The 20,408-nt window shown below is 72.4% G+C and carries 15 protein-coding genes; 5 read left to right on the top strand and 10 right to left on the bottom strand.

All coding sequences use genetic code 11. The features are described 5' to 3' along the window. The first annotated feature begins 87 nt into the window (after positions 1-87). The gene (locus ACZ49J_RS01330; protein ID WP_467455554.1) at positions 88-1,140 is read left to right on the top strand and encodes a hypothetical protein; all 1,053 of its coding nucleotides are present in this window, start codon (positions 88-90) and stop codon (positions 1,138-1,140) included. A 97-nt stretch (positions 1,141-1,237) separates the two neighbouring features. Here the strand turns inward: ACZ49J_RS01330 and ACZ49J_RS01325 are convergent, their stop codons facing one another. Then, positions 1,238-2,995 carry a TIGR03767 family metallophosphoesterase gene (locus ACZ49J_RS01325; protein WP_467455555.1) on the bottom strand — a complete coding sequence of 586 codons (1,758 nt, stop codon included), beginning with the start codon at positions 2,993-2,995 and terminating at the stop codon, positions 1,238-1,240. Between the two features lie 244 nt (positions 2,996-3,239). After that, positions 3,240-3,713, bottom strand: a complete 474-nt coding sequence (locus tag ACZ49J_RS01320; RefSeq protein ID WP_467455557.1) for an NUDIX hydrolase — start codon at positions 3,711-3,713, stop codon at positions 3,240-3,242. 280 nt (positions 3,714-3,993) lie between these two features. Here ACZ49J_RS01320 and ACZ49J_RS01315 point away from each other — a divergent pair, with 280 nt between their 5' ends. Continuing rightward, on the top strand, positions 3,994-7,293 hold the full coding sequence (locus tag ACZ49J_RS01315) for a S8 family serine peptidase (RefSeq protein WP_467455558.1): 3,300 nt from the start codon (positions 3,994-3,996) through the stop codon (positions 7,291-7,293). A gap of 139 nt (positions 7,294-7,432) precedes the next feature. Here ACZ49J_RS01315 and ACZ49J_RS01310 read toward each other — a convergent pair whose 3' ends face one another. After that, positions 7,433-8,428, bottom strand: coding sequence for a hypothetical protein (locus ACZ49J_RS01310; protein WP_467455560.1), 996 nt, complete (start codon positions 8,426-8,428; stop codon positions 7,433-7,435). A 1-nt stretch (position 8,429) separates the two neighbouring features. Beyond that, positions 8,430-8,981 (bottom strand): RNA polymerase sigma factor, encoded by a 552-nt coding sequence (locus tag ACZ49J_RS01305; RefSeq protein WP_467455562.1) that lies wholly within the window; start codon positions 8,979-8,981, stop codon positions 8,430-8,432. A 442-nt stretch (positions 8,982-9,423) separates the two neighbouring features. Here ACZ49J_RS01305 and ACZ49J_RS01300 point away from each other — a divergent pair, with 442 nt between their 5' ends. Continuing rightward, positions 9,424-10,440, top strand: a complete 1,017-nt coding sequence (locus tag ACZ49J_RS01300; protein ID WP_467455563.1) for an aspartate-semialdehyde dehydrogenase — start codon at positions 9,424-9,426, stop codon at positions 10,438-10,440. A 162-nt stretch (positions 10,441-10,602) separates the two neighbouring features. On the opposite strand, the gene ACZ49J_RS01295 is transcribed toward ACZ49J_RS01300, so the two are convergent. Further along, the gene (locus ACZ49J_RS01295; RefSeq protein WP_467455564.1) at positions 10,603-11,106 is read right to left on the bottom strand and encodes a DUF1203 domain-containing protein; all 504 of its coding nucleotides are present in this window, start codon (positions 11,104-11,106) and stop codon (positions 10,603-10,605) included. A gap of 113 nt (positions 11,107-11,219) precedes the next feature. Here ACZ49J_RS01295 and pepN point away from each other — a divergent pair, with 113 nt between their 5' ends. After that, on the top strand, positions 11,220-13,796 hold the full coding sequence (gene pepN, locus ACZ49J_RS01290) for an aminopeptidase N (protein ID WP_467455565.1): 2,577 nt from the start codon (positions 11,220-11,222) through the stop codon (positions 13,794-13,796). A gap of 104 nt (positions 13,797-13,900) precedes the next feature. Here pepN and ACZ49J_RS01285 read toward each other — a convergent pair whose 3' ends face one another. Together ACZ49J_RS01285 and ACZ49J_RS01280 are read right to left on the bottom strand one after the other, a co-directional pair. After that, positions 13,901-15,196 carry a M14 family zinc carboxypeptidase gene (locus ACZ49J_RS01285; protein ID WP_467455566.1) on the bottom strand — a complete coding sequence of 432 codons (1,296 nt, stop codon included), beginning with the start codon at positions 15,194-15,196 and terminating at the stop codon, positions 13,901-13,903. Between the two features lie 298 nt (positions 15,197-15,494). Beyond that, positions 15,495-16,475, bottom strand: coding sequence for an EamA family transporter (locus ACZ49J_RS01280; RefSeq protein WP_467455568.1), 981 nt, complete (start codon positions 16,473-16,475; stop codon positions 15,495-15,497). A gap of 139 nt (positions 16,476-16,614) precedes the next feature. On the opposite strand from ACZ49J_RS01280, the gene ACZ49J_RS01275 reads away from it, so the two are divergent. Then, the gene (locus tag ACZ49J_RS01275) at positions 16,615-17,115 is read left to right on the top strand and encodes a MarR family winged helix-turn-helix transcriptional regulator (RefSeq protein WP_467455569.1); all 501 of its coding nucleotides are present in this window, start codon (positions 16,615-16,617) and stop codon (positions 17,113-17,115) included. 265 nt (positions 17,116-17,380) lie between these two features. Here ACZ49J_RS01275 and ACZ49J_RS01270 read toward each other — a convergent pair whose 3' ends face one another. From ACZ49J_RS01270 to ACZ49J_RS01260, 3 genes are read right to left on the bottom strand one after another with little or no spacing between them, the layout of a single operon-like run. After that, a complete protein-coding gene (locus tag ACZ49J_RS01270) occupies positions 17,381-17,656 on the bottom strand; it encodes a hypothetical protein (RefSeq protein ID WP_467455570.1) in 276 nt (91 codons plus the stop codon). Between the two features lie 60 nt (positions 17,657-17,716). Then, the gene (gene malQ / locus ACZ49J_RS01265; RefSeq protein ID WP_467455571.1) at positions 17,717-19,882 is read right to left on the bottom strand and encodes a 4-alpha-glucanotransferase; all 2,166 of its coding nucleotides are present in this window, start codon (positions 19,880-19,882) and stop codon (positions 17,717-17,719) included. Continuing rightward, positions 19,883-20,116, bottom strand: a complete 234-nt coding sequence (locus ACZ49J_RS01260) for a hypothetical protein (RefSeq protein WP_467455579.1) — start codon at positions 20,114-20,116, stop codon at positions 19,883-19,885. Between the last annotated feature and the right edge of the window lie 292 nt (positions 20,117-20,408).

Raw genomic sequence — 20,408 nt, 5'->3', positions numbered from 1 at the left:
GCGTACTTTAGGGCAGTCTTGTCCGCATTTGCCGACGAGCTTGTAACAGCGGTTAAAGGGCGGATCGGACACGGGAATCTGCGGGTCATGAACAACACCCCGCTCTCCCCCCGCCCCCTGCGTCACTCCGACGTCCACCGCCGCGTCCAGACCGCCGCCCAGCTGCGCGACCGCGGCGTCTCGCAGGCCGAGACGAACGAGCACTGCCGCGCCGGCGGCCCCTGGCAGCAGGTCCTCCCGGGCGTGTACCTGCTCCACCCCGGCCCGGCCACCCCGGAGGAGCGCCTCCACGCGGTCCTGCTGTACGCCGGCCGCCGCCGCGACACGGCCGGAGTGCCCACCCAGCCGGGCGCCGACAAGCCGCACGGCCGTCCCACCCACCCCCGGGCCCCCATCGCCGACGCCGTGATCACGGGCCTGGCCGCCCTGACGCTGCACGGCTTCACGTCGACTCCCCCGCTCCTGTCGCTGGACCGCTTCGACGTCCTCGTCCCGCGTCTGCGCCGGCTCCGCTCCACGGGCTGCGCCCGCATCCTGCGCACGACCGCCCTGCCCGACCCCGTCCACATCACCGGCCTCCCGGTCGCCCCGGTCCCCCGGGCCCTGGCCGACGCGGTGGGGGAACTGACCGACGCGGGTGCCGTACGCCGTCTGCTGACGGAGGCGGTGCGCGCCGGTCACACGGAACCCTCGGCGGTGGTGCGGGAGCTGACCCAGGCCCGGCTGCTGAACCGCCCGCACGTGGTGGAGGCGGTCGGCTCCCTCCTGGCCGAGGGCCGCCGGAACGCCGAGGACCGCCTCTACCGCATGGTCGAGCAGTACGGCCTGCCCGACCCCGTCTGGAACGTGGACCTGCGCCTGCCCGGTGGCCCCCACCTGGGCGGCCTCGACGCGTACTGGCCGGAGCAGGCGGTGGCCGTGGAGCTGGACACCCGGGCGCCCCGCCAGGACGACGACACCCTCTGGTCCGAGTACGTCCGCAAGCGCGAGACCCTGGAGCGTCTGGGGATCACGGTCGTCCACATCACCCCGCGGAAGCTGCGCGAGTCCCTGGAACAGCAGGCCGCGGTCGTCCGCACGGCCCTGATGGCCTCGGCGGACCGCGAGCCGGCGGCCTACGTCGTGGTCCTCCCCCGGTAGCCGTACCGCGCCGGTGCCGCCGGCGCCGGCGCGGTCGTCGCCGGCGCCGCCACCAGTCCCGTGCGGACCGTTGGCCTGCGCACCGGTTTCGGTCGGTTCAGGCCTTGCGCAGGACCAGTTCCACGTTCCGGTCCTCCGGTTCCCCCGTCAGCGTGTCGCGCCTGCCCGGGGCGTTGAAGGACAGTTCGCGGTACAGGGACGCGAGGCCCGTCTGGGAGAGGTCGGCGAAGTCCGTGGCGTGCGGGGCCGCCGACTCGATGAGGGTGGTGAACAGGGAGATCGTGCCGTCCTTGTTGTCCACCAGCTCGATCACGCGGGCGAGCTGCGGGAAGTCGATGTGGGACGCCGTGGAGACCTCCCAGAAGGAGCCGCCGCCCGAGGACGAGTGGGGGGTGATCCGGTTGCGGTGGCTGTGGCCGTTGACCCAGGCCAGGACATTGCGGTGGCGGCCGAGGAGAGCGAGGACCTCTTCGCCGCCGTGGCGGGCCTCGCCGGGGTGGGCGGGGTCCTCGCGGAGGTTGCGCATCGTCTTGCTGGTGTGGTGGCTGAAGACGATCGCGTACGAGTCCTTGTGCTCCTTCAGCGTCTTCTCCAGCCATTTCAGCTGCGCCGTGCCGAGCGAGCCCTCGTAGTGGCCGCCGGGGTCGGTGGAGTCGAGGCTGATCCCGATGACGTCGTCGGCCATGCGAAAGGCGTAGTACTGGGTGCCGGAGTCGATGTTCGCCTGCGAGTAGCCGTGGCCGACCGGGCCGGGGCCGGTGTGGGCCGGGTCCAGGTGGGCCTTGAGGTACTCCAGCGGGGTGAAGGGAGCGCGGTTCTCGTCGGGCGTCACCGAACGCAGCTGCTTCGCGTGGGCCTTGAGCATCGCCTTCCAGTCGGCTCCCCGGGGATCGCCGCCCGACTGCACGTTCTCCCAGATCGCCTTGCCGGCCTGCTCGTCCAGCGTCATCAGCTTCCTCCCGCCGACCGCGAAGTCCGCGAAGAAGGAGTCGCCGGGGGCGTAGCAGCCGCCGGGCAGGGAGTCGTGGTTGCCGACCGTGGAGTACCAGGGCAGGTTCAGGCCGGGGCTGTTGACCTGGCGGATCGCCGCCTCCAGGAAGCCCTCGATGCGCGGGAAGCCGAGCTGCTTGTCGGCGTCGCGCAGGGCGGCGTCCGGCTGCCAGTACAGCTTCAGGCCGCTGTCCTGGACGCCCTCGTAGCGGCGCGGGTCACCGGAGTTGGGGGTGATGCGGCCACCGCTCATCACCTTCAGGAACCAGTCCAGCTCGGTGCGGGAGTTGTTGTCGGTGTTGTCGCCCGTCGTCATCACGAAGTGGAGCGGGGAGCCGGTGACGGGGGCTCCCCGCAGCGCGTTGACCCGCTCGACGAGCGAGACCGCGCCCGCCACCGACAGCGCCTCCTGCGGACGCCAGGCGCTCGCGGTCTGGGCGCGCAGGTACTCGTACCGCAGCGGGTGCTGGACGTCCACCACGTGCAGGTCGGTGAACTGGACGAAGGCGGCGAGTGCCGTACGGCGGCTCTCGCGGCCCGGCTTGGGGGCGGCCAGGTCCCCGCGGACGACCCGCTTCCAGGCGGGGCCGTCGCCCAGCCGCCGGTAGCCGGAGCCGCCGCGGGGCGCCGCGACCGAGTTCAGGGTCGTGCCGCGGGTGTACGGCGCCAGGGGCGCGGCCGGGGCCTGCCGTGAGGACAGCGAGACCGCCGACGTGTCCGCGGCGGCGGCCCTGGCGGGGGCTTCGGATCCGGGTCGCAGGGCGAGGCCGACGCCCGCCGAGAGGGACACCGCGCCGGTGGCGGCGAGAAAGGCACGGCGGCCCGGAGCAGTGGCAGCGGCGGCGACAGAGCGTATGCGCGACATGCGCGGTTCTCCCCGAGTGCGAACGCGTCAGCAGTGGTCGCGGACAGCTCGCAGAACGCGAACAGCCCGCTCGTACTGGATCGTTGGCAGCGGGAATGACCTGTACGTTAACTGGACGGCAACGGGCAGCGCCGATCGCCGTACGTGGATCTTGGCCCACCCTCCGCGTTCACGGGGGCTTCCCGAACGTAAGGGAGACGGAAGAGCGGCTGTCACTCCGTGTTCACTTCGCGGGGTACTGCACCTATCCCCGCGGCGCGTCCGGCACCGGCCCGTCCAGATGTCCGGAGGGCGGGCGCTCGCGCCACAGGGCGAGGCCCACGTCGACCAGTCCGACCCGTTCCAGGGAGGGCACGGCGTCCAGCGGGTGCCAGGCGGCCATGTCGGTGGAGCCGTTCGTCTCGTGGCGGAGGTCGCCGCCGGTGACGCGGGCCTCGTAGACGATACGCAGCCCCTGGAAGTCGGCGACCGCCCCGAGACGGCGCGGGTACTGGCGCCTGAGGGAGTCCACGCCGAGCAGGGCGGTCGGCTCGACCGTGTACCCCGTCTCCTCGTCGACCTCGCGGATGACCGTGTCGTACGGGTCCTCGCCGTGGTCCATGCCGCCGCCCGGCAGCGTCCACCGCTTGCCGCCGTCCCTGGCCACCCAGCGGGCCAGCAGCAGTTGCCCGTCCCGTACGCACACGGCGTACGCCGCCACTCTCAACTCCTCGCGCATGCACAGACGTTACACAGACAAACGAATGACGGATGGCTGACACGGGGGCGCATGGATGGATATGTCCCACCATCAGCCGCCATCAACTCACCTGTGCGTGGGGGGATTTCCCCATGATTCCCGCGCATCGCCGTCAGGCCCTCCCCAAACAGCCCTCTCATCGGCAAGGCTGAGCGATCATCCGGGTCCGCACACCGGACCAGGCGGCCGTCAGTTCGACCGGACCACCGCCGATTCGCCGATTCACTGTCGATCGTTCCTTAACGCACAAGGGATGCAGATGACCCTCACCCCCCAGCACGCCCCCATATCGGGTGCGAGACGCGTGGCCCGTGTCGCCGTGGCCGCGGGACTGGTGGCCGCGCTCTCCGCGGCCGGGCCGATACCCGTGGCCTTCTCCGCGGACGGCCCGTCCCCGGCCTCCCCCAAGTCGGCCGACGACAAGCTCGGTGCGTCCGACGCCGCCCTGCTCGCGGACGCCAAGGCCGACGGCTCCAAGAACGTCACGATGATGATCGCCACGGCGCCCGGGAAGACCGAGCAGGTCGCCGAGCAGTTGGACGCGGTCAAGGGCGGCTCCGTGGGCCGTACCTACGACAAGCTCGGCTACGTCCGGGCCACGGTGCCCACGAGCAAGGCGGACTCGGCCATCGCGGCGGCCGCCAAGCTCTCCTCCGTGCACGGCATCGACCTGCGGCAGGAGATCCCGCTCGACGACCCGACGCCGAGCGCCGACACCGCGAAGGGCGCCAAGGAGCAGGCGACCGCCAAGAGTTACCCGGCGCCCGGCAGGCGCACGCCCGCCGTGAACCCGTACAACCCGTCCTTCGAGACGGGCGCCGTCGACTTCGTGAAGAAGAACCCGAAGGCGGACGGCCGGGGCATCACCATCGGTGTCCTCGACTCGGGCGTGGACCTGGCCCACCCGGCGCTGCAGAAGACGACCACCGGCGAGCGGAAGATCGTCGACTGGGTGACGGCGACCGACCCCATCGTCGACAGCGACCAGACCTGGCGCCCGATGGTGACCTCCGTCTCCGGGCCCACCTTCACCTACGGCGGCGAGACCTGGACGGCGCCCGCGGGCTCGTACCAGGTCAGCACCTTCAAGGAGTCGTACACCACCGGCGGCGACGCCGCGGGGGACGCGAACCGCGACGGGGACACCACCGACGTCTGGGGCGTGCTGTACGACGCGGCCGCCGGCACGGTGCGCGTCGACCTGAACGACAACAACGACTTCGGTGACGACGCCCCGATGAAGCCGTACAAGGACGGCTTCCGGATCGGGTACTTCGGGACCGACAACCCGGCCACCGATGTCGTCGAGCGCCAGCCGTTCGTCGTGGAGATCCGCAAGGACGTCCCGATGGACCCGTTCGGCGGCGACTGGGTCGGCAAGAAGGCCGACTTCGTCAACATCGGCGTCATCGAGTCCGAGCACGGCACGCACGTCGCCGGCATCACCGCCGCGAACGGCCTGTTCGGCGGGAAGATGAACGGCGCGGCGCCGGGCGCGAAGATCGTGTCGTCCCGCGCCTGCACCTGGTCCGGCGGCTGCACCAACGTCGCGCTCACCGAGGGCATGATCGACCTCGTCACCAAGCGGGGCGTGGACATCGTCAACATGTCCATCGGCGGCCTTCCCACGCTCAACGACGGCAACAACGCGCGCGCCGAGCTGTACACGCGCCTCATCGACACCTACGGCGTGCAGCTCGTGATCTCCGCCGGCAACTCCGGCCCCGGCGCCAACACCATCGGTGACCCGGGCCTCGCCGACAAGGTCATCTCGGTCGGCGCGTCCATCTCCAAGGAGACCTGGGCCGCCAACTACGGCTCCGCCGTGGAGAAGAAGTACGCGATGATGCCCTTCTCCTCGCGCGGTCCGCGTGAGGACGGCGGCTTCACCCCGACGCTGGCCGCGCCCGGCGCCGCGATCAACACCATCCAGACCTGGCTGCCGGGCGCCCCGGTCGCCGAGGCGGGCTACTCGCTGCCGGCCGGCTACGCCATGCTGCAGGGCACGTCGATGGCGTCCCCGCAGGCCGCGGGCGCGAGCGCGCTGCTGCTGTCCGCCGCCAAGCAGAAGCACATCGCCCTCACCCCGGCGAAGCTGCGCACCGCCCTCACCTCGACCGCCGACCACATCAGCGGCGTCCAGGCGTACGAGGAGGGCGCGGGCCTGATCAACATCGTCGACGCGTGGACGATGATCCGGAAGGGCGCCACCGTCGCGGCCGACTACACGGTGAAGGCCCCGGTCGACACCGCGCTCGACCAGGCTCTCAAGACCCCGGGCTTCGGCACCGGCGTCTACGACCGCGAGGGCGGTCTGAAGGTCGGCCAGAAGAAGACCTACGCCGTCACCATCACCCGTACGTCGGGCGCCGAACGAGCGATCCGGCACGAGCTGCGCCTGAGGAACAACAGCGGCGGCACCTTCAAGATCGTCGGCGGTGACGAGGTCTCCCTGCCGCTGAACAAGCCGGTGACCGTGAAGATCTCGGCCAAGCCGAAGTACTCGGGGCTCCGGAGCGCGATCCTGGAGGTCGACAACCCGAAGACGACCGGCGTCGACAAGCAGGTGCTCAACACGGTCGTGGTCTCCGCACCGCTGAAGTACACGTACGCGACGTCCGGCACGGTCCAGCGGAACAGCTCGAAGTCGTACTTCGTGACCGTCCCCGAGGGCGCGAAGGCGCTGCAGGTGGCGATCGGCGGGCTGAAGGACAAGAGCCAGACCCGGTTCATCGCCATCCACCCGTACGGCGTCGCGGTCGACAACACCAGCACCCCGTTCTGCTACAACAACTACCTCGACGGCAACGGCTGCAAGCCCGACGTGCGCTCGTACGCCGCTCCTCAGGCAGGCGTCTGGGAGATCGAGGTCGAGTCGCGGCGTACGTCACCGCTGCTCGACAACCCGTACAAGCTCGACGTCCAGGTGCTGGGCGCGGCCTTCGACCCGGCGGAGAAGACCATCGCCGAGGCGAAGATCGGCACTCCGGCCGCCGCGGACTGGACCGTCACCAACAAGTTCGCCGCGATCGACGGCAGGCTGAAGGGCGGGTCCCTGGGCTCGGGCCTGATCACCGAGAAGACGATCGCGGACGGTGAGTCGCAGGAGTCCACCCTCACCCTCCCCGAGGGGGTGGAGCGTCTTGAGGTGAGGATCGGGGGCGTCTCCGACCAGCAGGCCGACCTCGACCTCTCCGTTCTCAAGGACGGCGAGCTCGTCGGGCAGTCCGCCGACGGTGACTCCGAGGAGACGGTCAGCCTGACCGCGCCGGCGGCCGGTGCGTACACGATCGTCGTCGACGGCTACTCCGTTCCCTCCGGATCGACGACGTACGCGTACAAGGACGTGTTCTTCGCGCCCTCGCTCGGTGCGGTCAACGTCGACGCGTCGAAGGCCGTGAAGCTGGCGACCGGCGCGTCGGCGAAGGTGTCCGCCGAGGTCCTGGTGAAGAGCGCGGCTCCCGAGGGCCGGAAGTTCTTCGGTGAACTCCAGCTCGTGAACGACCGCGGGACGGTCGCGGGGACGAGCACGGTCACCATCGAGAAGGCCGTTCCGTAGCGGTCGGTCCCGACATCAGGGCGACGAGCGGGGCCGGTGCCGAAGAGCACCGGCCCCGCTTCCGTCCTTCACGGACCGCTCACGGGCGGGCCGTCCCCCGCCGTCCGTCCCCTCACCGTCCGTGCCCCCACCGGCCGCGTCAGCCGCCGTCCTCGCACTTCAGGCCGCGTGCCTCGGTGAGCTCCCGGGTGATCCGGGCACGCTCCCGGGCGATCTCCTTCTCGCCGGTGACGAGCAGGTCGGGCGCCGCCTCGTCGCGGTGGACGCCGACCAGGACGGGCTCGCCCTCGCGCAGGCGGGAGGCCTCGTGCTCGTCGACGGGGAACACGACCTCGTCGCCGCCCTTGGCCGGCTTCTCCGGCTTGTAGGAGCGCTCGACGTCCAGCGTGACCCGGGACTGCCCCGTACCGGGAACGGGTTCGAGGCTCGTCACGGTGCCCTCCGCGATGAGCCGGGCGCAGGCGACGTACGCCGCGTCGAGCCGTGACGACGACGCGCTGTCGTTCGCGCCGGCCTCCTCGTGCGGCCCGCCCGCGTCCTGCTTCGCACTGCTCTGGGTGTCCGCGCCGCTGCTACCGGCCCCGACGCCGCCCCGCGCGACAAGCCATCCCAGTCCGACGACCGTGAAGACGGCCACCGAGGCGGCGAGGGTCCCGAAGGCGAGCGCGAGTGCCCTGGGGCGACGCCTGGGCCGGCGGGGGCGGGCGGGACGCGTGGAGGGGTGCGTGGAGGGGGCGGAGGCCGCGCGGGGCTTCACCGGCGCGGTGGGCGCCGGTGCGGGTTCCGTCTCGGGGGCGGCTTCCTGTGCGGGCCGCGGCGTGCCCTCGGTGCCGGGTGCGGGCCGCGCGGCCACGGGTCGCCCCGCCGGGGTCACGGCTTCCGCCTCCGTGCCGTTCACGGCGGGGCCCTCCGCGGCCAGCGCCTCCCCGATCAGCCCCAACTGCTCGCGCAGCAGCGCCACGTCGGCCAGCGCGGCCCGGTGCTCCGCCGCGAACCCGTCGTCGTCCAGGGCCCCCTCGGGCAGCGGTTCGTCCGTGATCGCGGCCATCAGCGCGTCCATGCCGTCGTACGCGTCGTACCTGTCACACGCGTCGTCGTACCGGGCGTCGCGCCGGTCTTCGTTCCGGGCGGCCACGTCACACCACCTCGTCCTCGTGCAGGCGGGCGCGCAGGGCGCGGACCGCCGAGTGGAGCCTGCTCTTGACCGTGCCCTCGGGGATGCCGAGCTCCTCGGCGATCCCGCGTACCGGCAGGTCGGCGTAGAAACGCAGCACGACGACCTGGCGCAGGGCGTCGGGCAGCGCGTCGAGGCCGCGGGCGACCGCGAGCGAGAGCACGCTGGAGTCCTCGCCGGAGGGGTGCTCCAGCTGCCGCAGCGAGGCCAGGCGCTCGCCGAGGCGCTCCTGGCGGCGTTTGGCCCGGTGCCAGTCCATGGCCAGGTTCGAGGCGACGACCGCCGCCCACGCGGACACGTCCCGCGGGGCCTCGCGGCCGCTCGCGGCCCGTTCCAGGAGCCGCAGCCGCACCTGCTGCACCCCGTCCATCAGGTCCGACTGCGGTACCCCGCCGAGCGCGAGCACCGCCCGCACCCGGCGCTCCTGGGCCGCGTCCAGGGGATCGTCCGCCCCCTGGACCACGTCCAGAGGGCCGTCCACCCCCTCGGCCCGCCGGGCCTTTCTGCGCAGCACAGCCACCCCTCCCCTCGCCGCGTTTCCTCTAGGACGCCGGTGGGGGCGGAAACGTTCGGCTGCGGGGGACTTCTCTTCGGTGCGCGTGTGACGGAGGGCACGCTTGGCGGGAAGGGATGGGGGCAGGCGCGTGCTGGGGCAGGACACCAGTGCGGAGTCGTACGTCACACCGGGTCGGGAGGTGGGCAGGCGGGACCGGGGACGGAGCCCGTACGGCTTCCCGTGCGCGGTGGGTCAGGGGCGGAAATCTGCGGTGCGGGACTCCGAATCACGGCGAGCCTCCGCCCGGCCTGACGCCCCCGCCCCGACCGGGTCCTTCCCCGGCGCGTCCCATTCCCCGGGCCGCGCACGCAAAGAATTGGACACGTGGACCGGGAACCAACGCATGATGGAAACGCCAGGCCACGTCATACGCACGTCATACGCACGCAAAGGAGTCGTCGTGAGGGTCGGAATCGTCGGAGCCACCGGTCAGGTCGGCACGGTCATGCGCAGGATCCTCGCCGAGCGGGCGTTCCCGGTCGACGAGCTGCGTCTGTTCGCCTCGGCCCGTTCGGCCGGGACGGTGCTGGACGGGGTGACGGTGGAGGACGCGGCGACGGCCGACTACTCGGGCCTCGACATCGTCCTGTTCTCCGCGGGTGGCGCGACCTCGAAGGCGCTGGCCGAGAAGGTCGCCTCCCAGGGCGCGGTCGTGATCGACAACTCCTCCGCCTGGCGCAAGGACCCGGACGTCCCCCTGGTGGTGTCCGAGGTGAACCCGCACGCGATCGCGGACCGCCCCAAGGGGATCATCGCCAACCCGAACTGCACGACGATGGCCGCGATGCCGGTGCTGAAGCCGCTGCACGAGGAGGCGGGCCTGGAGGCGCTGGTCGTCGCCACGTACCAGGCGGTCTCCGGCTCGGGGCTCGCGGGCGTGGCCGAGCTGCACGGGCAGGCGCAGAAGGTGGTCGCCGACGCGGACAAGCTCACGCACGACGGGGAGGCGCTCGACTTCCCCGAGCCCCAGGTCTACAAGCGTCCCATCGCCTTCAACGTGGTCCCGTTGGCCGGGTCGATCGTGGACGACGGTCTGAACGAGACCGACGAGGAGCAGAAGCTCCGCAACGAGTCCCGCAAGATCCTGGAGATCCCGGCGCTCAAGGTCTCCGGCACGTGCGTGCGCGTCCCGGTCTTCTCCGGCCACTCGCTCCAGGTCAACGCCCGTTTCGCCCGGCCGATCACCGTCGAGCGCGCGACCGAGCTGCTCGCGGGGGCGCCGGGGGTGGCCCTCTCCGACATTCCGACGCCGCTGGAGGCCGCGGGCAAGGATCCCTCGTACGTGGGCCGGCTCCGGGTGGACGAGACCGTCGAGCACGGGTTGTCGCTGTTCGTGTCCAACGACAACCTCCGCAAGGGCGCTGCGCTGAACGCGGTGCAGATCGCGGAGCTGGTGGCGGCTGAGCTGAAGGGGTGACGCCCGGTGGGGGTGCGGGGGTGAGGTTTTTCCGCCCCCGCACCCCCTACCCGTCCCATCCCCAGGGGCTCCCTCCTTCGACCCCGCCGGGGCTCCGCCCCGGACCCCGCTCCTCGAACTCCCCCAGCTACCGGTGGGATGTGCCCCCAAGGGGCTGATCTTTCAGCCCTTGCGCACCTCGTACAGAAAGCACCCGTACTCCACCGCCCTTACGTGCACCACCGCCACCTCAGGATCGGCGAAGGCCTCCGCGAAGGCCTTCTCGAACGCCTCCTCGCTGCCCTGTTCGGACACCCCCGCGCTCGCCACCAGCCGACCCCCCAGAATGCGCCCGTCGGTGGAGTACCGGCGGACCGTGCGGTGTGACTCCGTGAACGGGCGGCGCGCCCCGACGGCAGGCCCCCCGCACTCCCCCGCATGGATGAACACCGGCCCCTGTTCGTCGTACGCGCCAGGATCCACCCCCGTCTCCGCCGCCCACCGCCGCAACGGCGCGTACGAGACGAGAGCGATCACCTCCCCGGGCTCACTGCGGCGCAGACAGCAGCGGAGCGGAGCGCCGCCCTCCTCGTCGGTCTCGGGAACCATCCGGCGCCCCGCATCGTCAGCAGAGCGCAACTCCTTCAGGGCCGCAGGGGTGATGGGGCGTGAAACGTACGTCGTCATGAAGGCCAGCCTGGCGCGCGTACGCCCTGTTCACCGGCGGGAAACGGACATCGCGTTCCCCGCGGGTCCCGTGGAAGGATGGCCGAGACCACACATGACGAGGAGATGACCGCGTGCCTGGCACAAACCTGACCCGCGAAGAGGCTCAAGCGCGGGCGAAGCTGCTCACCGTTGACTCGTACGAGATCGATCTCGACCTCTCCGGCGCGCAGGAGGGCGGCACCTACCGGTCCGTGACCACGGTGCGCTTCGACGTGGCGGAGAGCGGCGCGGAGTCCTTCATCGACCTGGTGGCCCCGACCGTCCACGAGGTGACCCTCAACGGGGACTCCCACGACCCCGCCGAGCTGTTCGAGGACTCCCGGATCGCCCTGCCGGGGCTGCTTCAGGGCCGCAACATCCTGCGGGTCGTCGCCGACTGCGCGTACACCAACACCGGTGAGGGCCTTCACCGGTTCGTCGACCCCGTCGACAACCAGGCCTACCTCTACACCCAGTTCGAGGTGCCGGACGCCCGCCGGGTGTTCGCGTCCTTCGAGCAGCCCGACCTGAAGGCCACCTTCCAGTTCACCGTGAAGGCGCCCACCGGCTGGACCGTGATCTCCAACTCGCCGACGCCCGAACCCAAGGACGACGTCTGGGAGTTCGAGCCGACGCCCCGGATCTCCACGTACATCACGGCGCTCATCGTGGGCCCGTACCACTCGGTCCACAGCGTGTACGAGAAGGACGGGCAGAGCGTGCCGCTCGGCATCTACTGCCGGCCCTCGCTCGCCGAGTTCCTCGACTCGGACGCGATCTTCGAGGTGACCCGGCAGGGCTTCGACTGGTTCCAGGAGAAGTTCGACTACACGTACCCGTTCAAGAAGTACGACCAGCTGTTCGTGCCGGAGTTCAACGCGGGAGCGATGGAGAACGCCGGCGCGGTCACCATTCGTGACCAGTACGTCTTCCGGTCCAAGGTGACCGACGCGGCGTACGAGGTGCGCGCCGAGACCATCCTGCACGAGCTGGCCCACATGTGGTTCGGCGACCTCGTGACGATGGAGTGGTGGAACGACCTGTGGCTGAACGAGTCGTTCGCCACGTACACCTCGATCGCCTGCCAGGCGCACGCGCCCGGAAGCCGGTGGCCGCACTCCTGGACCACGTTCGCCAACCAGATGAAGACGTGGGCCTACCGCCAGGACCAGCTGCCGTCCACGCACCCGATCATGGCCGAGATCCGCGACCTGGACGACGTGCTCGTCAACTTCGACGGGATCACCTACGCCAAGGGCGCGTCCGTGCTGAAGCAGCTCGTCGCCTACGTCGGCATGGACGAGTTCTTCCGGGGCGTGCAGGCGTACTTCAAGGCGCACGCGTACGGCAACACGCGGCTCAGCGACCTGCTGGGCGCGCTGGAGGAGACCTCCGGACGCGACCTGAAGACATGGTCGAAGAAGTGGCTGGAGACGGCCGGGATCAACATCCTGCGGCCGGAGATCGAGACGGACGCCGACGGGGTCATCACCTCCTTCACCGTGCGGCAGGAGGCCCCCGCCCTGCCCGCCGGCGCCAAGGGCGAGCCGACGCTGCGCCCGCACCGCATCGCGATCGGCCTGTACGAGCTCGACGACGACAGCGGCAAGCTGGTGCGCGAGGACCGCGTCGAGCTGGACGTCGACGGGGAGCTGACGGCCGTGCCCCAGCTGGTGGGCAGGCGCCGCCCGGCCGTGGTCCTGCTCAACGACGACGACCTGTCGTACGCGAAGGTGCGCCTCGACGAGCGGTCCCTGGCCTTCGTGACCGAGCACCTCGGTGACTTCGAGGCGTCCCTGCCGCGCGCCCTGTGCTGGGCCTCGGCCTGGGACATGACGCGCGACGCGGAGCTCGCGACCCGCGACTACCTCTCGCTCGTCCTGTCGGGCATCGCCAAGGAGTCCGACATCGGTGTGGTGCAGTCGCTGCACCGCCAGGTGAAGCTGGCCATCGACCTGTACGCCGACCCGGCGGCGCGCGATGTGCTGCTGACCCGCTGGACGGACGCCACGCTGGCCCATCTGCGGGCGGCCGAGGCGGGCAGCGACCACCAGCTGGCCTGGGCGCGCGCCTTCGCGGCGACCGCGCGGGAGCCGGAGCAGCTGGACCTGCTGGAGGCGCTGCTCGAGGGCACGCAGACGATCGAGGGGCTGGCCGTCGACACGGAGCTGCGGTGGGCGTTCGTGCACCGGCTCGCGGCGGTGGGGCGCTTCGACGAGACGGAGATCGCGGGCGAGTACGAGCGCGACAAGACGGCGGCGGGCGAGCGTCACGCGGCCTCGGCGCGGGCCGCGCGCCCGACGGAGGCGGCCAAGGCGGAGGCCTGGGCCTCGGTCGTCGAGTCCGACAAGCTCCCGAACGCCGTGCAGGAGGCGGTCATCGCGGGCTTCGTCCAGACCGACCAGCGCGAGCTGCTCGCTCCGTACGCGGAGAAGTACTTCGAGGCGGTCAAGGACATCTGGGAGTCCCGCTCCCACGAGATGGCCCAGCAGATCGCCGTCGGCCTGTACCCGTCCGTCCAGGTCTCGCAGGCCACCCTGGACCGCACGGACGACTGGCTGGCCGACGCCGAGCCGGGCGCGGCCCTGCGCCGGCTCGTCTCGGAGTCCCGCGCGGGCGTCGAGCGCGCCCTGAAGGCCCAGGCGGCGGACGCGGCGGCGCAGGCCTAGGCACGGGAGCAGGAGAGCGGTCACAGGGGCGGGCACAGGCGCGGTCCGTCGTACGACGCTCAGGGGCGCCCGGTGATGCACCGGGCGCCCCTCCCCTGCCGCTCTCAGCCGCCCAGCACCAACCGCGCCAGTCGCAGCATGATCTGCCCGTGCAGCGCGGTCTGGTGGCGGACCGGAAGCCAGCGGACGCCGAAGGCGGTCTGCAACTCCTGGCACCATTCCCGCACCAGGGTGCCGAGCGCGTCCGCGGCCACCGCGTCGGTGGGCGGGTCGCCGAGAGCCTGCCGCAGCATCGCCGCCGCGCGCAGGGGGACCCGGCGGGCCGCGAGGTCGAGGGAGACGGAGTTGCCGACGGTGGTGGCGAGTCCGACGCCGCCGAGGTCGTCCGCGAGGTAGCTCTTCCAGGTGTCGGCGACCCCGGGGCCGACGCCGAGCAGTTCGCGGGCGGCCGACTCGTACGGCAGGAGCTCGGCGGCGACCGGTGCGACACGGCGCCCCAGGGCGGCCTCCACGCGTTCGCCGCGTTCCAGCAGGGTCCGGCTCACCCGCGCGATGTGCTCCTCGGCGCCGGCCGTGGGCCGGGGGTCGGCGACGGCGTCCACGGCCCACATCGGGGCCTCGACCACCGCGGTGACGGTGCCGTACCGCATGGGGTACGTCCAGGTCGCCTCGGAGGTGAAACCGGAGGGGTCGCGCTCGTCGGCCGGTTCGGCGCCGGGCACCACGAGGACGCCCGGGCCTTCGACGAACCAGCCCAGGCCGTCGAAGGGCCGGTGTTCCACGGGAACCCCCAGGTTCGCCGCCACCTCACGGAAGGCGCGGGCCGCTCCGGGCACCCTTCTGGTCAGCTGCAGGAAGGTTCCTCCTGCTTCCATGCCGTGCAGCGAGAACTGGACGGCGGGGCGCAGCTCGTCGAGCAGCCCGACGAGCACGTCGGACTCGGGCAGCGGAGCCTCCGGCCGGTCCCCGAGGGGCCGGAACTCCGGCTGGCAGGTGAACTCCTGCCGGTAGAAGTACCGGTGGTAGCGCTCGACGCCCCACCCCGCCGCCGGCCAGCCGTGCCGCTGGCTGATGCTCATGCCGTCCGGGTCGAGGCAGAGCAGGAAGTGCCAGGTGCAGTCCAGGGCGTCGAGCACGTCCGGGTCCAGCGCGAACTCCTCGGCCAGCCGGATCGAGGAGGCCCCGCCGACGGGTTCGTTGGAATGGGCGCCCGCGACGGTGAGGACGTTCCGGCGCCCGTGCCCGGCGGACAGCAGCCACAGGGGCCGCCCCGAGCGCGAGGTCCCGACGGTGCGCAGCCGGAGGAGTCCGGGACGTGCGGCGGTCAACGCCCTTGCCCGGACGGTCAGTTCTTCCAGAGTGGGATAGATCCCGGCGACGGTCACGGGCCGGTCGGCCACTTCGCGCCCCTCGGGCCCCTCTTGTTCCCAGGGCCCCCGCCGTCCCCCTCGCCCTTCAGGCCCCCGAGGTCTCCCGCGTCCCCTTGGCCCCTCCTGTCCTGTGCCGCCGCTTCGCATGCCGCCTCTTCGCATGCCGCCCGCCCCGTCAGGAGCCCGTCGCGTCGCCGCGGCCCCTGGTTCCGATGGGGTGCGACGGGCCGGCCCCCGGCTCCCGCGAGGTGCTGATCACCGTCTTCGCAGTCACGTCAACTCCTTTGCCGAGGAGGGAGGTTGAGCGTCCAGAAGCGTTCACGTGCGGTCATGCGCGTTCCCGGGCACGCGTCCTGCCAAGGCTCGACGCGCCGGTTCGGGGTGTCAAGGGCGCGTCCCCGGGGACGACGGGGCCCATGGGCTTACCGGGGGCCACGGTGGAGGGGTGGGCGGTACGGGGCCCGAGTTGCCCGAGCACCGTCGCCCCGAACGCCAGCGCCATGCCCGCCAGTTGGACCGGTGTCAGTGCCTGGCCGAGCGCGGCCCACCCCACGACGGCCGCGGTGAGCGGTGAGAGCGGCCCGAGGAAGGTGACCTGGGTGGCGCTGAGCCGCCCGATGCCACGGAACCAGAGCCAGTACGCGACCGCGGTGTTGGCCAGCGCGAGGTAGAGGTACCCGCCGACCGCCCGGCCGTCCAGCACGGGCGGGGCCCCCTCGACGAGGAGGGCGACGGGAGCGATCAGCAGCCCGCCCGCGGTGAGCTGCCAGCCGGTGAGGGCGAGCGGGCCGGCGCCCTCGGGGCGGCCCCACCGTTTGGTGAGCACCGTGCCGGCCGACATGGACGCGGTGGAGGCGAGGGCCGCGAGGAGGCCGACGAGGTCGAGCGCGCCCGCCGCCCTGAGCACGACGAGGCTGACCCCGAGGGCGGCGGCGATGCCGGTGAGCAGCGTGCGCCGGGTCGGGCGCTCGCCCAGCAGCACGGCGGCCAGGCCGGCGACGAACAGCGGCCCGACCGAGCCCACGACCGCCGCCATACCGCCGGGCAGCCGGTACGCGGAGAGGAACAGCAGCGGGAAGAACGCGCCGATGTTCAGCGCGCCCAGGACCGCGGCCTTCCCCCACCAGGCGCCGCGGGGCAGCACCCGGGCGAGCGCCAGGAGCAGCAGACCGGCGGGCAGCGATCGCACCAGACCCGTGAACAGGGGGCGGTCGGGCGGCAGGAACTCGGTGGTGACCGCGTAGGTGGTGCCCCAGGAGACGGGGGCGAGGGCTGTCAGGGCTATGAGGGTGGGGCGGTTCGAGGTCATGGAGTGCGTCGCCCTTCGCGGCGGGACGAGGTGAGGCAGCTTGCCGATGATTAACTTGCTCGCAATTAGCTTAGTGCTAAGCAACTTGCCGTCAAGCCGCTTTCTTGCGGCCGACCGGTACCGGCCCGATACTCACCTCATGACCACCTCCCCCACGGACCCCGTCGACGCGATCATCGAGCAGTGGGCGCGGGTCCGGCCCGACCTGGACACCACCGCGATGGAGGTCTTCGGCCGCGTCTACCGGCTCTCGCGCACCATGGGCGACCGGACGGAGAAGACGTACGCGCGGTTCGGGATCTCACGTGGGGAGTTCGACGTCCTGGCGGCCCTCCGCCGCTCGGGCGCGCCCCACACGCTGTCCCCCCGGCAGCTCTCGGCCACCCTGATGCTCACCACCGGCGGTATGACCGGCCGTCTCGACAAGCTGGAGCGCGCCGGGCTGCTCCGCCGCTCCCCCGACCCGCACGACCGGCGGGGTCTGCAGGTCACGCTCACGGACGAGGGGCTGCGGCTGGTCGACGAAGCGGTCACGGCCGGCCTTGAGGTCCAGACCGAGGCGCTCTCCCGCCTGGACGAGGAACAGGCCGGCCAACTGGCCGACCTACTGCGCCGGCTGGTGCTCGCGACGGGGGAGTAACCCTGCCGGCCCCGGCTACCGGCAGCCCCGGCTGCCGTGCGGCGGCCGCCCGCCCCATGCTCCACGGTGACCGCGAGCCGCGAGCCGCGAAGAGATCGTGAGGTGTGGCTGGGCCCGACGCCGTACCCCTGAAGGCCCTCCGCCCGCAGCCGGCACAGAACACGACGAGGGCACCCGCCGCACACGTGTGCGGCGGGTGCCCTCGGTGCTCTCAGCGCCCTCCGTGGAAGGCGGAAGAGCCGTGGCTGTGGACGACGGGCGGCCGTCAGGCCTTGGCGTCCGCCTTGGCCGGGGTCTTGCCCTTGGCCTTCGGCGCGCGGTCCGTGGACCCGTCGAGGACCCACACCAGGCCCGCGATCAGCAGGAAGAGCGCGAGCGGCGCCACGACGAACAGGCCCAGCGTCTCGAACACCGTCAGGCCGGGGCCCGGGTCGTCACCGTCGTCGCGGACCGCCGCGAGAGCGGGAGACGACATGAGCAGCATCATCAGCGTCGTACCGGCGGCCAGGGCGCCGGCGCGCAGGGCGTTCTTCTTGTCCACGGTGCAAACGTAGCGAACGCCGGAAACGGCCGCGCGCCCGGGGTCCCGTACAGCGGCCGCTCAGGAGTGCCCGTCACCACCACCCTGCCCCGGGCCCGGCGCCCGGCGCCCCCGCAACACGTCCACCAGCGCGTGCAGCCGGGGTGAGGACGCCAGGTCCTCCAGGGTCACCGGGCGGCCGTCGGCGTCGGCGATGGGCAGGCGCCAGTTCGGGTACTGGTCCCAGGTGCCGGGGAGGTTCTGCGGGCGGCGGTCGCCGACCGCGTCCGGGAGCCAGAGACCGATCATGCGGGCCGGGGTGCGCAGCAGGAAGCGGTGGAGGGCCTGGATCTCGGCCTCCTCCGAGGGGGACGAGATGCCGCCGCTCGCCCCCTGGAGCAGGCCGAGGCGGGCCAGGAGGGCCAGCCACTCGCCCGCGTCGGCGGCGGCCGCCGCGCGTTCCTCCTCCAGCGGCCGGCTCAGCAGGCCGAGGCGGTCGCGGAGGTCGACGTGGTCGCCGGTCAGCCGGGAGGCGGTGGGCGGCAGGTCGTGGGTGGTGGCCGTGGCCAGGCAGTCCGCGCGCCAGCGCTCGGGCGGCAGCGGCAGTCCCGTGCCGTCCCAGTCGCGTTCGAACCACAGGACCGACGTGCCCAGCACGCCGCGCTCGGTCAGCGCCTCGCGCACCCCCGGCTCGACCGTCCCGAGGTCCTCGCCGATCACCAGCGCACCGGCGCGCGAGGCCTCCAGCACCAGGATCGCCAGCATCGCCTCGGCGTCGTAGCGGACGTACGTGCCCTCCGTCGGCGCCTGCCCCAGCGGCACCCACCACAGCCGGAAGAGCCCCATGACGTGGTCGATCCGCAGGGCGCCCGCGTGCCGGAACAGGGCGCGCAGCAGCCGGCGGTACGGGGCGTAGCCGGAGGCGGCGAGGCGGTCGGGGCGCCAGGGCGGCAGGCCCCAGTCCTGGCCGCGGGCGTTGAAGGCGTCCGGGGGCGCGCCGACCGACATGCCGGCCGCGAAGTACTCCTGCTGCGCCCACGCGTCGGCGCCGCCGGGGTGCACGCCGACCGCCAGGTCGTGGACGAGCCCGATCGGCATCCCGGCGTCCCGCGCGGAGCGCTGCGCGGCGGCGAGCTGGGCGTCCGTGAGCCACGCCAGACGGCTGTGGTAGTCGACGCGGTCCATCAACTCGGCGCGGGCGCGGGCGGTTTCGGGTGAGCGGGGGTCGCGCAGACCGGCGGGCCACCGGTGCCAGTCGGAGCCGTACGCCTCCGCGAGCGCGCACCACGTGGCGTGGTCCTCCAGCGCCTCGCCCTCCTCGGCGAGGAAGTCGCAGTACGCGGCCCGCCGTCCGGGCCCGAGCGGTACGTCGCGCACGAGCTCCAGCGCCTCGCGTTTGGTCTCCCACACGGCGTCGCGGTCGATCAGCTCGCCCTCGCCGAGCACGGACGCGCGCAGCCGGGCGCCCCGTTCGATCAGCGCACGGACGCGGCCCTGGTCCTCGACGTAGGGGAACTCGGGGATGTCCTCGACGCGCAGGTGCACGGGGTCGGGGTAGCGGCGGGAGGAGGGGCGGTACGGGGAGGGGTCGGTCGGGTGGCCGGGTACGGCCGCGTGGAGGGGGTTGACCTGCACGAATCCGGCGCCGAGCGCGCGGCCGGCCCAGGCGGTCAGCTCGGCCAGGTCGCCGAGGTCGCCCATGCCCCAGCTGCGCCGGGAGAGCAGGGAGTAGAGCTGGACGAGAAGTCCGTACGCGCGTCCGGGCGGCGCGGGCAGCCGGGACGGGGCCACGACGAGGTGGACGTCGGCGGTGCGGCCGTCGGGTGCGGTGGCGCGCAGGGCGTGCACGCCCGGGGGCAACTGCTCGGCGGCGGAGCGGAGTTCGCCCTGCTCGGTCTCGACGCGCAGGCGGGTGCCCTCGGGGAGTGAGGCCAGTGCGCCGGGGGTCTGTCCGCCCCAGCACACCAGTGTCGGCGGCAACAGGCGCTCCCTCAGCTCCCGTTCCCGTACGGCGAGGGACGCGCGCACGGCCTCAGGGGTGCTCGCGTCGACGTCCAGCGCCGCCAGGGCCGAGACGATCGCGGCGTCCGAGGCCGCGACCGTACGGTCCGGGGAGGGGCTGTAGGAGGTGGCGACCCCGTGCAGCGCGGCGAGCCGGGACAGCGGTGTCCCTCTCTGTGGGCCGCCGGAGGAGTCGGCGTCCTCGGCGGGGCTCGGCTCCGCCGCTGGGTCGGCCGGTTGTGCCATCTAGACCCCCATGGGATCGAGGCCGGAGTAGGCGGCGCCGGTGGGCGTGGGTTCGCTGGTCAGGGGGGCGATGTCGGCGAGGGGTGGTTCGCTGGTGAGGGGCTCGGCGTCAGGCAGCGGGGGCTCGCTGGTCAGGGGCGGCTCGGCGCAGGCCCCCTCCGCGCTGAACACGCATACGTGCTCGAGGTCGGCGGACTGCTCCGCCGTGGGTTTGGAGAGGGCCGGGAACAGCATGTGTGCGGCCACGATGGCCTCCTTAGTCGTCGTGAGTCGTCGTACGTGGCCGGCGGGGTCGCCGGCCGGGTTACGGCAGCCCTACCCAGTGGGCGCCTCCGCAGACGTGTCCCGGCGGACAACGTGGCCTTGGTCACACACGTTCCGTCCGACCCTCGTCACCCAGCGTGCAGATTTGGGCAATTCTGGCACAACGGCCGCGCTCGTTGACACCGCGCCCACCCGGGTGGTGAGGTCGATAACGTTTTGATGTCAGCCGTGGGGGCGGCAAGGCGATTGACAGAGGGCAGAG

Source organism: Streptomyces sp. NPDC030840 (genome assembly GCF_055572015.1).
Note: the sequence above shows the minus strand (reverse complement) of the source record. Positions and strands in the feature narration are given on the sequence as shown.